Origin of the sequence: Pseudomonas sp. DP-17 (assembly GCF_022380625.1) — a bacterium.
Classification (GTDB): Bacteria; Pseudomonadota; Gammaproteobacteria; order Pseudomonadales; family Pseudomonadaceae; genus Pseudomonas; species Pseudomonas nitroreducens_A.
In genome coordinates this window covers 54,979-67,762 of record NZ_JAKSXG010000015.1, presented here as the reverse complement: position 1 = coordinate 67,762, position 12,784 = coordinate 54,979, and the positions used below count along the sequence as shown (strand labels likewise).

General features: G+C 57.5%; 10 protein-coding genes. 1 reads left to right on the top strand and 9 read right to left on the bottom strand.

Annotation, left to right across the window (positions count from 1 at the left end; genetic code table 11):
• Window positions 1-9 precede the first annotated feature (9 nt).
• The 9 genes from MJ122_RS24035 to MJ122_RS23995 form a co-directional block, all read right to left on the bottom strand.
• Window positions 10-783: a glucose 1-dehydrogenase gene (locus MJ122_RS24035; protein WP_239746276.1), complete on the bottom strand. Its 774-nt coding sequence runs from the start codon at window positions 781-783 to the stop codon at window positions 10-12.
• Window positions 780-1,970: an MFS transporter gene (locus MJ122_RS24030; RefSeq protein WP_239746275.1), complete on the bottom strand. Its 1,191-nt coding sequence runs from the start codon at window positions 1,968-1,970 to the stop codon at window positions 780-782. Before MJ122_RS24030 ends, MJ122_RS24035 begins: the two co-directional genes overlap by 4 nt.
• Window positions 1,971-2,120: 150 nt before the next feature.
• Entirely contained in the window at window positions 2,121-4,592 is a 2,472-nt protein-coding gene (locus MJ122_RS24025) for an MMPL family transporter (protein ID WP_239746274.1), read from the bottom strand.
• 3 nt (window positions 4,593-4,595) lie between these two features.
• Entirely contained in the window at window positions 4,596-5,654 is a 1,059-nt protein-coding gene (locus MJ122_RS24020) for a YCF48-related protein (protein ID WP_239746273.1), read from the bottom strand.
• Window positions 5,655-5,716: 62 nt separating this feature from the next.
• A complete protein-coding gene (locus tag MJ122_RS24015; RefSeq protein ID WP_239746272.1) occupies window positions 5,717-7,084 on the bottom strand; it encodes a DUF1329 domain-containing protein in 1,368 nt (455 codons plus the stop codon).
• Between the two features lie 14 nt (window positions 7,085-7,098).
• Window positions 7,099-8,781 (bottom strand): DUF1302 domain-containing protein, encoded by a 1,683-nt coding sequence (locus MJ122_RS24010; protein WP_169939632.1) that lies wholly within the window; start codon window positions 8,779-8,781, stop codon window positions 7,099-7,101.
• An 84-nt stretch (window positions 8,782-8,865) separates the two neighbouring features.
• Window positions 8,866-9,987 carry an FAD-dependent oxidoreductase gene (locus MJ122_RS24005; protein ID WP_239746271.1) on the bottom strand — a complete coding sequence of 374 codons (1,122 nt, stop codon included), beginning with the start codon at window positions 9,985-9,987 and terminating at the stop codon, window positions 8,866-8,868.
• A gap of 98 nt (window positions 9,988-10,085) precedes the next feature.
• Window positions 10,086-10,484 (bottom strand): Rieske 2Fe-2S domain-containing protein, encoded by a 399-nt coding sequence (locus tag MJ122_RS24000; RefSeq protein WP_239746270.1) that lies wholly within the window; start codon window positions 10,482-10,484, stop codon window positions 10,086-10,088.
• Window positions 10,485-10,487: 3 nt separating this feature from the next.
• A complete protein-coding gene (locus MJ122_RS23995) occupies window positions 10,488-11,429 on the bottom strand; it encodes a VOC family protein (RefSeq protein WP_169939635.1) in 942 nt (313 codons plus the stop codon).
• A 272-nt stretch (window positions 11,430-11,701) separates the two neighbouring features.
• On the opposite strand from MJ122_RS23995, the gene MJ122_RS23990 reads away from it, so the two are divergent.
• On the top strand, window positions 11,702-12,646 hold the full coding sequence (locus MJ122_RS23990; RefSeq protein ID WP_239746269.1) for a LysR family transcriptional regulator: 945 nt from the start codon (window positions 11,702-11,704) through the stop codon (window positions 12,644-12,646).
• The last annotated feature ends 138 nt before the right edge of the window (window positions 12,647-12,784 follow it).

Genomic DNA, 12,784 nt, shown 5'->3' with positions numbered 1-12,784 from the left:
TGTCTCCTATCAATTGCCATCGCCGATGGTGGTACCGCCATCAACAATGATGTTCTGTCCGCTAATGAATGCGCCTCCTGGGGCCGCGAGCAGGACGGCCAGAGCAGCCACCTCCTCCGGGCAGCCGAAACGACGCAGCGGTGTAAGCGCTATTCGACGCTTTACGATTTCAGGGTTGTCTGTGAGGGGGCGTGCGAACTCGGTTTCAATGACGCCGGGACTAATTGCGTTCACGCGGATGTTGCTAGGCCCCCACTCGACAGCCAGATTGCGGGCGAGCTGGGCGAGGCCGGCTTTTGAGATTCCATACAGCCCTAGCGCTTTGTTCCCGCGCACCCCGGCAATACTCGACATCAGAACAACGCTGCCACCGCCCTGCTCTGCCATTGCAGGCAACAGCCGATTCGTCAGCCACACTGTGCTTCGCAAATTCACAGTAAAAGTGAGTTCCCACTCTTCATCAGTAGCGGTGGTTAGTGGGCCCATGTGGGGCGCTACGCCGGCGTTACAGACCAAAATGTCGATATGCCCAAACAGCTCCAGCGATTCGTTTGCGAGGTCTGCAACTGACTGCTCACAACGCAGATCTGCTGCCAGCGAGTGAGCCTTGATGCCTCCACTCGCCAAACTCGCAGCTACCTCTCTACACGCGTCGGCGTCCTCGCTGCTGATGATGAGTTCTGCTCCGGCGCGGCCCAGTTCCCGAGCAACCGCGAGGCCGATGCCACGAGTTGCGCCAGTAACCAGGGCAGTTTTCCCAGAGAGAGAAAACAGATCGCTCATGCGGCACCTGGTGCGAAAGACTTTTGGCTTCGGCGCAAAAGGACAAAACAAATGGGAGCCAGTACGAGCTGTGCAATTGCGAACTGCAGAAGTGCCATTGGCAGACCTGCGTGATCTCCGCCTGTGAGGGCTAAGACAATCAGAGGGCTTAGAAACTCACCTGCAAAAATTGCGGCGGTAAAGCCCCCTGTCGCACGACCCCGTTGGGTGAAGTCGACCTCTTGCATCACTTGGGTAATCAGCGTCGGCAACAGCAGACCAACACCAATCCCGTTGACCAAGACGGCCACCACCATCAAAGCCTGGTCTCCTGCCTGACTCATCAGCGCCCCGCCTACACCTGCAATCGCAAATCCGATTGCCAGAAGACGTGGAGTGGAAAGCCCAGAAAGGATGTGGAAGACCAAAGCACCGGCCAACACGCCAAGCTGGTTCGCCCCCATCGTGATACCAATTTGCTGCGGGGCATCCACATGGATCAGGTTGAGCAGGTAACCCGCTTGCACCGGCACAATGAAAAGACTGGCACCTGCGAGCAAACTCAGTAGGTAGAGCGGGAGCAACGATGCCCAAGGGAAATTCGATGTTTCCGGAATGGAGTGCGCTGCTTTAGCTTCCGCAGGCTCCCACAACAGTTTTGCCATAAGGGGAAGGCAAACAAGCCCCACGGCGTAAACCATAAACGGAGCACGCCAACCTGCCTCCCCTAACGACCCTCCAACTGCCATGAACAAGGCCGCAGAAAGGGAGCTGGCAACCATTTGAAGCGCGAACAAACGCTCGCGTCGCTCACCCTCAAAATAATCGCCTATCAGGGTGGTGCAGCAAGTCATGATCCCTGCCTCGGCGAGCCCAAGACCCGCACGACTGGCCACTATCAGTGGCAAGGAGTCGAGCACCAAAGGCAACGTTCCGCAGATCGTATAGATCAGCATGCTGATCAGAAGCAGAGCCCTGCGTCCGAACCGGTCAACTAATGCACCGGCAATAGGAGCCACGAAGGCGATCATCAAAGCCGGAATGGTCAGTGCAACGGGAACAAGAACTGTTGCACCAGGCGAGTCGAAGAAATGGGCCTGCAGGCGAGGCAGTACCGGAGCGATTAATACTGCACCGAGTACCGGCAGGCAGCTGCCAAAAAGCAGCAAAAGAGATTGAGCTGTCCCCGCCTTGCGCTCAGTGCTCATGGCGCACCTCCTCCGGCAAGCAGACACAAGCACCAAAACAGGCAAGACCATTAGCTAGTTCGTTAAAAAAAGCGGGCAGCAGGCAGGTGAAGCGGGCCATTTAGATGTCCTCGTTTTTGTCGTTATGTTGCGGACGTTCTGCCCCCTGGATTACGCCAGGGGAGCAGCTGCGTGGGACTTACAGCAATTGCGGTCGTGGTGAACCTCTTCGAGGTTATGCGGCACAGAGGCCGTAGCTGCCGTTGCTTCGGCAGCACGTCTTGGAAGGAGGAAGTAAGCCAATGCCGGCAGCAGAACCAGGGCGCCAACCATGTTCCAGACGAACATGAAGGCCAGCAGAACGCCCATGTCCGCCTGGAACTTAATGGGAGAGAAGATCCAGGTACCAACGCCAATTGCGAGGGTCACGCCGGTGAGCATCACGACCTTTCCGGTGAAGAGCAGTGCTCGGTAATAAGCCTCGGATAGGCTCGCCCCTTGGCGCAACTGGGCCAGAACGATGCTCATCACATAGAGGGCATAGTCGACGCCAATACCCACGCCAAGAGCGATGACCGGGAGCGTCGCAACCTTTACTCCCATTCCTAGCGCGACCATCAAGGCTTCGCAAAGAATCGAAGTGAGCACGAGCGGAAGCACAGCGCAGAGCACTGCACGCCAGGAGCGGAAGGTTACTAGGCACAGCAGAATTACCGCCCCATAGACCCACCACAGCATGTCGCGGTTGGCCTGCTTCACGACAATGTTGGTGGCTGCCTCGATACCCGCGCTACCTGCAGCTAGCAGGAATTTAGCGTGCTCGGTGTCATTAGCTTTCGCGAATCCCTCAACACTTTCGACGACCCGAGTAAGGGTGTCGGCCTTGTGATCTTTGAGATAGGCGTAGAGGGTCAACAGACTGCAGTCATCGTTATAGAGACCACGCGGCGCTCCGGCTGTAACCATGTTCAGAGTCGCCTGGTTGTTTACCAGCTCGTACCACTTGGGGTTGCCTTCAGAAAGGCCGACCAGAACTCGACGATTCAGCAACGCCAAAGAGTTGGTCGAATCAACACCCTCCAAACCACGGAGCTGCCAGTCAAGATCGTCTACACGCTTCAGCGTGCTGTAGGCAGAGCATTCACCTGCCGGCGTTTTCACCATTACGGCAAACACGTCACTGCTTGCTCCGTAGTGCTGAGTGATGAAGCCGTTGTCACGGTTGTAGCGAGAGTCCGGACGAAGCTCAGGTGCGCCGGCATCCAGATCGCCAACCTTCAGTTTGAGACTGACGGCGTACCCACCAGCAGCCATGAGAGCTGCCACGATCACGCATACAGTGGCCCAGCGCTTGCGGGTGAACAGATCAAGGAAACGCCAAACTGCATGCTTCTCTTCGCCGCTAGCTTCAGCCTCTTCAGCGCGAAGGCTGCGGCGAGCAGCTCGCTGGCTCACACCGACATAGGAAAGCAGTACCGGGAGCAAGATGAGGTTGGTGAAGATGAGAACTGCAACGCCCAGACTGGCGATCACTGCCAGATCCTGAATAACCTGGATCTTGATGATCATCAGCACCGCAAAGCCAACGGCATCGCACAGCAGAGCGGTCAGGCCTGCAAGGAACAGTCGACGGAAAGTGAAACGTGCGGCAACCAGGCGATGCATGCCACGTCCGACGTCCTGCATGATGCCGTTCATCTTCTGGGCGCCATGGCTCATGCCGATTGCGAACACCAGGAACGGAACCAGGACGGAGTACGGATCAAGCTCGTATCCAAGCAACGGCAGCAGGCCGAGTTGCCAGATCACCGCGACAAGTGAGCAAGTCACTACTAGGAAGGTGCTGCGAACACAGCGGGTGTACCAGTACAGCACCGCAGCAGTGATGGCGATGGCAGCCGCGAAGAAGATCAGGATTTGCTTCAGGCCATCAATCAGATCGCCAACAACCTTCGCAAAACCGGTGATGTGGATCTCAACACCTTGCGCTTGATAGGTGGCTCGTACCTTCTCGAGCTCATGTGCGAAGACGGTGTAATCAAGCGGCTGACCGTCGGGAGTTCGCTCCAGCAACGGTACATAAACGATTGTGGAGCGCTGATCGAACGCCACCAACTGACCAATCTCGTTGGAACGTTCCACGTTTCGTTTCAGGGCCTCGAGACTAGCAGCACCGCCATCATAGCCATCGGGAATCACCGGGCCGCCTTCCAACCCTTCTTCCGTTACTCCTGTCCAGCGAGTGGAAGGAGTCCACAGGGACTTCATTGCGGCACGGTCGACACCCGGCAGCAGATAAACCTCATCGTTGATCTGCTGCAGGGTGTGCAGGTAATTCTTGTCGTAAATGCTGCCGCTCGGGTTTGCCACGGCAATTCGCACCGCATTTCCCAAGCCCGCCAGCTCCTGGCGATGCTCCAGGTAATTGACGATAAATGGATGCTCACGGGGAATCATCTTCTCGAAACTGGCATTGAGCGTAAGGCGCGTCGCTTGCCAGCCAAGGAGCAAGGTCGCCGCAAGACACAGCAGAAGAACCAGGGCGCGATGGTTGAACAGAGCACGCTCAAGCACGGAGCCTGAAGTGCTGTCGAAATTGTCGAGACTACCGGTGGACGGCGTCGGGGAGGTCTGTACTTGCATGGCTCAGTCCGCGGTCTTGGTATTGGAGGAAGGTGCCAGCCGACGGGCGCCGGCCATACCAACGGCAACTAATGCGCCGTCGGCAGCTTGGGTGGCAGCCGCCAAGGGGAGCCCATCGGATACGGGGACTGGCTGGAGGCGAATATCGGTAAGCCCGCTTCGCAGGAGCATGCCGGCCTGATTGACCAGGAACAGGTGATCGCCAACAACACGAATTGCGTTGAGAGAAGCCGGGATCGGGTTTTCGACAGGCTGGAATGTGGCGCCACTATCGACAGACGAGAAAAGCTTGCCTCGCAGCCCGCCCACCAACACACGGCGATCCGGCAAGATGGCAGCAGCAAAGTAGCTGCCCTCATATGGCCCCTCAATTGAGTCGAATGTCAGGCCGCCGTCAGCCGAATGCAGCAGTAGCCCCTGCTCCCCCGCAATGATGATCTCGTCGCCACTGCGAGCCATCGCATAGAGATGAAGACCTCTGGGATTGGGTACTTCACCCATCCACGACCGCCAGGTTTTTCCTCCGTCCTCGGTAATCATCGCCAAGCCATATGCCCCGAGAACGACACCACGTTGCGCATCGACGAAGTTCACGACCAACAGAGGTTTGTCGGCGCCGTCTGCAGTAAGTCGTTGGGCAGCGGCTATTCGACCAGCGTCCCCAGATGCCTGTGCAGCCTTCAACTCCAGAGCGGCCGCCTGCTTCCCGTCGAGCTGTAAATGCCAGCTTTCGCCGCCGTCGCTACTGTGAAGAACCACACCGGAATGACCGACAGCCCAGCCATCCTTTGCATCGACGAATTGCACGCTGGTCAGAGTGGCGCTAACTGGGTTCGCAGCCTGGCGCCAATGCTGGCCACCATCATCAGATAGCAGCACCACCCCGCGTTCGCCGACAGCCACCAGCCGCGAACCGGCTTGACTGATATCCAAAAGCACTGCCTGCAGGGACTGAGCCCCAAGCACGGCAGGCTGGGAGAGGACATCCATCGTATCCACCGCCCAGGCAGGCGACAGGGTGCAACTTGCTGCCAGCAGCAAGCCGGAGACTATCTTCTTCATCGCACGCAACCTTTCTTTGTTCTTATGTAAAGCAGGTGGGGCTCACGCCCCACCGAGATCGATCAACGAACGCCTTCGCCCGCCATTGCATCGGCGGTAAACACCGAATCCTTGTACGGCGGAACGATGCGGTATTGCTCGCTCTTGCCAGCAAAGACGTCGCCTACGAACCAAGCCCCAGAGAGCAGGTCGTAGAAGCCAGTGGTGAGCGACGCAGTACCCGGCAGGTCGGGCAGAACAACGGGCGAAGTCCAAAGGACTTTTGCGAGCTGACCGCGGGCGTCGTAACGGTCACCCAGGACTGCAGTCCAGGTGTCCTCGTCGAGGTAGTAGGTGCTCTTCGGCATTACGTGTCGCGCACCACTTTTCAGCGTGGCTTCAACCACCCACACACGGTGTAGTTCCCAGCGAACAGCGTCAGCCTTCATGTGGTGCGAATCGAGCAGAGCTTCCGGACTAGCAGCGGTGAACACGCGGTTGGAGTTGTAAGGGATGTACATCTCCTTCTTACCCACCAGCTTCCAGTCGAAACGATCAATACGGCCGTTGAAGACGTAGAGTTCGTCGAAGCTCATTACGCCAGCGGTCGCAGGTGTCGGCGTATCGCAGCATGCGTTAGGCAGACGACGCACCCGACGCTGCCCCGGCAGATAAGTCCAGGCAGCAGTCTTCTCAGCATTGAGGTTTTCAAGACCGGTAATGCCTTCGCCGGCACGCAGCGGCGGGCCATCGTTGGTCATACGGATCGACCAGAACACGCCCTTGTCGCTATTGAAGTTCGGGAGGTACCAGGGCATTTGCAGATCTGCGCGGGAGTCGTTGGTAAGCACATGCTTGCCATCCGCAGTGGTGAGGTACTGGGTGAAGCTCGCGTGCCAGGACGCGCCGCGCCACCGCAGAAGGTGGTTCCAGATCGCCTCTGCGCCGTTTTGCGGAATCGGGAACGGAATGCCGCCAGCAGCACCTTCCGGCATCGGGCCACCAGGGCCCTCTACCAACTTGCCGCTGGTCGCGTTGGCGAAGGTCGCGTCGTACACTGCCTGGGGCGCAGCGGCACTACGATGCGTCGGATACACAACGACCTTGTAGCTGTCCGGGTACTTTTTCAGCATGGCTTGCGTGCCAGCAGACAGCTTGTCAGCGTACTGAGCCATGTTCTGAGCTGTGATGGTCAGAACTGCCTGATCAGCTGCGTACGGATCAGTACGCTTCCCACCATCCTTGTAGGAGGGGTCGGCCTGGGTGAGGCCACCCTTCCATTCGGGAATGCTGCCGTCCGCGTTTCCGGCACGTTCGGCGCCAAACGGGGTAAGCGTCGATTTGAGCTTGGCGGCTTCATCAGCCGAAACGGCACCCATCGCTCCGTGTGCAAAGAACAGCGAGGCGCTCAAGGCAGTGAGCAGGGAAACAAACTTCTTGTTGTGTTTCATCGAAGGTTCCTCGGTCAGAACGTACGGCTGACGGTGAAAGCGATGAAGTCGCGGTCTTTGAGCGACTGTTCGAAGGTGTAGTGGTTGTCTGCGTCCAGGAAGGTGTTCTCCGGGCCGTAGTAGTGCGTGTAGGTGAGGCCCAGGTTCCAGGTATTCAGGTAGTTACCCTTCAGGCCGATGTTGATATCGCCGCCGTGATCGGCGCCAAAACCTGTACCCAGTGCCTCGGAGGCGCCATTGGTGTAGCTGGCACCGATCGGTACGGACAGATCCAGGCCCGGCAGGAACTGGCGGTACATGGGCTCGTAAACCAAGCGCAGGCTGGTAGCGTCGCGATCAGCATTCGGGTCGAGAGCATCATGGTTCTTGCTAACGCTCATGACTCGGTTCCAAGCGATCTCACCCAGGAAGTTGGCTTCCGGTGCGATGAAGCTCGGCTCTAGGCTCGACAGCCACGACAGGTTCGCGTGCAGAGTGCGACCAGTCGCGTAAACAGGGTCATCGTCGTTGTTGATCGCTTCACCCGGAGCCAAAGCGTGCTGGCTGGTAGATGCCAACGGCTGGTTCCAACGAGTGGAAAGCTCACCTGCAACGTTGAAATTACCCAGAGTGGTAGAGAAGCTCGCCCCGAGAGCCTCGATCCCCTCCGGGTAAACCCAGTAGTACTCACCCGCCTTACCAGTCATAGGATTAAGGTGCGCGAAGTCCGGGCGAACATTCAGCTGCGGGTTCTTGTCGTGGAAGCGGATGGCGTAGACGCCCCAATCCACGGTCTCAGTCCGCCAACGAACCTGCAGACCACCTTGACCGGAGTCCTTCGCCTCTTTGTCGTTGCCGTGATAGAACGCCAACGGTTGAGCACCTGGGAACAGCGGTGCACCGATGAACATGCGTTCGTTGCCATCGCCAAAGGTGTCCGAGGTGGAGAAGTAGCTACCGGCGGCCGGCAGGCGGTTAGCTTCCCACTCGAACTGGTAGTAGGCGGCGACCGAAACGTCAGGGGTGATCTGCAGCTGCCCAGAGATCTGCTGTACCGGACGAATGAGTTCTTTGAACTGGGTGTTCGGTACAGACAGGCCTTTGACCACGTCGATCGGGGCCATACCGCCGGCGATGCCGTTCATGCCATAGAAGAGACTTTCCCCCCATTGCATTGCGTACTGCCCAACGCGACCCGAAGCTTGCATGTCGCCAATGTCGGTCTTGCCAAAAATGAAGGCATCCAGCAGCTCACCTTTTCGACCATGCAAGGTACGGGTGTCATCGGTGAACTCGTCGTAGTCCACGGAGTAGCTGTTGGCGCGTGAAGGGTCGTTGTTGTCAGTGCCCTTGTTATAAACGTCGTCGTACCATGCTGCACCGCTCAGACGGGCGCCTACGTTGTTGTAGGTGATGTCCAGCTCGGAAAGCAGATCCAGACGATTGGAAATCAGGCCCTTATCGAAGTTGCGGTCACCGTCGTCCTGGTTGAGAGCAGTTTGCCCCTCAGTCAGTTTGTCGCTCTGATCTTTTGTGCGCCAAGCAGCGCTGTACTTCAGGGTGTTATCCCAGCGGGCGCGAAGATCAGGATTCCCAGTGTCGAATTCGAAAGCATGGGCGTCAGGCACCCCGGCGGTTATAGCCAGGATCGAGATAGCGAAAGCCAGAGGCTTGAGCGGCGGCAACGGCCGCGCGGGTGCACGCTTGCTAGACAGCATTTAAGTCACCTCAATTATTGTTTTTGTAAGTCAGTGTTGGCTTGCAATCAGGCGCGCCCACGCACGGCGCGCCTGATGGGTTACTCAGATGGGGCGAGCGGTGAGCTCCAGCATTTGCTTGACCAGAGCAATGCGGTCGAAATGGCGGTCTTGCTCCATTTCTTTTTCGCCGGCAAACAGAGACTTCTGGCTGATGAACTTGCAGCGCTCGAAGCGTCGATCCATGAAACGCTGCAGTTGCTCAGCCACGGTGCCGCCAGCAGTCAGCTCTTCACTCAGGACAACCGCATCCTCAATTGCCATACCAGCGCCCTGCCCCAAGTGCGGAGTAGTGGCATGAGCCGCATCGCCAATCAGGAGCACGCGCCCCTGATGCCAAGGCTCATCGACGAAAACTGCTTCAAGCGGTTTGTAGACAACTTGGGAGTTGTCCGTAATTTGCTCGCGCAACTGACCGATCAGGCCACCAAAGCCAGCAAGACGCTTGCGAAGCTCGGCAGCAAGCGAGCTTTCATCCATCCAGGGGTTGCCTGGCTCGTGAGAGGTGGTGAAGAGGTACATCAGGTCATCTGCCAGAGGAACGAGACCGGCATTGCCGGACGGGCCCTGATAGTTGGCCAGGTGATCGATCTCTGCAGGACGAGGGAAGTTGTAGCGCCAAACCGATTGACCAGTGAAACGCGGCTGGTACTTGTCGCCGAAAAGCAGGCTACGTACTTTCGAGAACAGACCATCAGCCCCAACCACGAGCGAGTAACGAGCCTGACTGCCATCACTGAACACTACGTCAACGCCGTCAGCGTCCTGCTCAAAGCTCTCAATGGAGGTACCAAGTCGTACTTGGGTACCCAGCTCAATAGCCGTCTCGCTGAGCACCTTATGTAGGGCACGGCGCGAGATACCGACGTTGGCAGGATAATCGGGGCCGGCAAGGCGCTGTCCGGGGATACGTACGAGCGGCACGCCGTCGGTGGTGTAGATGCCGACGTCCTCGAACGCGTAGGCAGCGTCAAGGTATGCATCTAGCAGGCCCAGCTTGGCCATTTCGCGAACGACGTTGCTCTGCTGGATGATGCCTACGCCGTAGACAGTCCACTCAGTCTTGAGCTCGACCAGGTCGACCTCAATACCTTTACGGCGCAAGGCGATGGCGGCACACAGACCACCGATGCCACCGCCGACGACAAGTACTTTTTCAGTATTCATGGCGTTACTCACACGTGTTGTTCTTGTTCTCCGCATCCTGGTTAGACGCGGCCGTTATTCGTGCCTAGGTTGAGTTTCTAGAGCACAGTGGGATTTGACTAATCGAGTCCTCGGATGCGACCTATCGCGCTGCGCGATACCTCAATGGCATTGCCGGTTTCATCGAGACAAAGAACGAGCACCCCGCCCTCACACTTGAACTCCAGCGCCGTCAGCGACTCCCCAAGGCAGGGCCCGAAAACACACTTACCGCTGTCCGGCAGGAACTGAGCGCCATGTGCGTAACAGATGACTCGCTGCCCATCGGCCGATAGGAATCGATCCTTTCGATACTCGAGGCGCACATCGAGGTGGGGACAGCTATTGCGGTAGACCCGCACCTCACCTCGATGCATAAGTGCAAACAGGGTGTCTCGGCCTCTTCCGAATGGATCGAAGCCGAGCGCCTCGCCCTCCTTCAAACGATCAAGAGGACAAAGCGATACACCGCGATTCACGACTTAGCCCTGCTTGGGCGGCGGGCCACCCGGGGCCCATTTCTCGCGAGAGGTGAAGAGGAACAACTGGGAGTTGTCTGCGGACATCGGAGCCTGACGAGCAGCCCAGGCATCGTCGTGCTTGTCCATGTCGGCGTCATACTCGATATGGCAGCCCAAGGGGCTGTTGAAATACCAGAACCAGTTGGAACCGAAGAGGTGGCGGCCAGGGCCCCAGAAGCTAGTCCAGCCCTTCTCCTGGAAGCGAGTGCCGGCAAGTAGCACTTCGGTACCGCTCCCCATATGGAAGGTGAAGTGTTCGCAACCCTTCATGTGCGGCGGGGTCTGAATCATGAACAGACAGTGATGATCGTCCATGCCTTTTGCACGCATGAACGGGCCGACGCCGACAAAGCTGTCGGTAGTTACGAAGCCCAGGCGATCACGGTAGAAAGCCTCCCCCTTCGCGACATCGGGAACGAAATACACGACGTGGGAAAGCGTGCGTGGCAGGGCTTTCATAGTCGGAGTAATGCCCGGCTGGTTTACGGGGCGCTGCGGTGCTGTACCAGGAGCATTGGTTAGATCAGCGGGAGCATCGAAGTGGCGACGCCACGAAACTTGGAAAGCAATCGCAAACCCAAGATCGTCGACGGTGTGAAGTGCACCATTCGAGTCACGACGCACTTCGCGATCTCTGCTCAGCTCATCTTCGATGGCGGCGAGGTCGGCAGCGCTGGCGACGCCGTAAATGGTCTCACGCAGAGACGGCGCCGGGCCGATTGCTGGCGGGAGTTCCGCATCATCAGGGCGACGAATGATGATGGCCGAACCATCTAAGGCTTCAAAATGGCCGCCGTTTTCGTCCAGCTGGACAGTCGACAGCCCGTAATCACGAAGGCAATCAGCGCAGGCTTGCAGGTCATCGACGCCAAATACCAAGGCATCAAGGCCAAGAATGTTCATGGCTACCACTCCATTGAAATTATGATCCGGCGGCGTAGCCGGTGGTGGTGTCGTTGCGGTAGGCATGCCGCTCGACTGGAGCGGAGATTGCTTTGGAGAGGTAGGGGTGACTAATCGCGAGTCAGGATGGCAGCTATCCAGAAACGCGATACATGGCTTGAAACAAGCCGAGACGGGGGTTTCCGACGATTAGGGCGGTTCATCCCTTGACGTATCGAGAATGTCGCATGAAGGTATCGCAAAAATAACTACAAGAACCGAGATGCATCGCCATGCGTTTTCATCATCTGGATCTGAACCTTCTGGTAGCCCTCGACGTGCTATTGGAAGAACAGAACATCACCCGTGCTGCCGAACGTCTTCACATGACCCAGTCCGCCACTAGCGGAGTGCTGGGCCGGCTCCGAAAGTATTTTGAGGATGACCTGCTCGTTCAAGTTGGCAGGTCAATGCAACCTACCCCTTACGCACTGGAGCTCGCTGGCCCCGTGCGAGAGGTGCTGTTGACCATACGCTCCTCCATCACTGCAAAGCCCGTGTTCGATCCTGCGTCGAGCAAGCGCCATTTCCGCCTGATAGCCTCTGACTATCTGATCAGCGTTCTTTTTTCTCAGGTGATCCAGCGCATTCACAAAGAAGCGCCAGGTATCACCTTCGAAATGCATCCACCTGGTGAACAGGCGGTGGAAATGACATTGCGGGGTGAGGTCGACCTCATGTTCGTTCCTGAGCGCTATCTCATAGAGGGACACCCTTCTCAACTGCTTTTCGAGGAGGAGCACGTCTGTGTTGTATGGAAGGGAAATACGGCTGTCGGGGACACTCTGACGCTGGAGCAGTACATGGATATGGGCCACATCTCAGTCGCGTTCGGCCGCTCTAGGCAGTTGAGCATTGAGGATTGGTTCATGAGCCAGTACGGATTCAAGCGCCGTCTTGAGGTCATCACCAACGACTTCAACACGCTACCGCAGCTATTGGTCGGCACGCATCGCATCGCAACCATGCACAGCCGTCTGGCGGAGCTGTACGCCAAATACCTGCCCCTCCGAATCCTTCCTGCACCAGTAAAAATTCCCGTTATGCGTGAGAGCATGCAATGGCATCGCAGCATGGACGGTGACCCTATGCATCGATGGTTAAGGGAGAAAGTTAGCGAGTTTATCCGCTCGCTCGACCAAGCCAGTGAGCAATCGAAGGAAGCGAAAGCCTCCTGAGTCACCCAACGATCTACTTCTAGGAAACGCGCCATCTTCAATAGATGGCGCACCCACCTATTCAACATCTCTAGCGCTGGCTCTCACACGGAGTATCGCGTTTCACGATACCTCGCATCCCTAGACGCGATTGGCCAA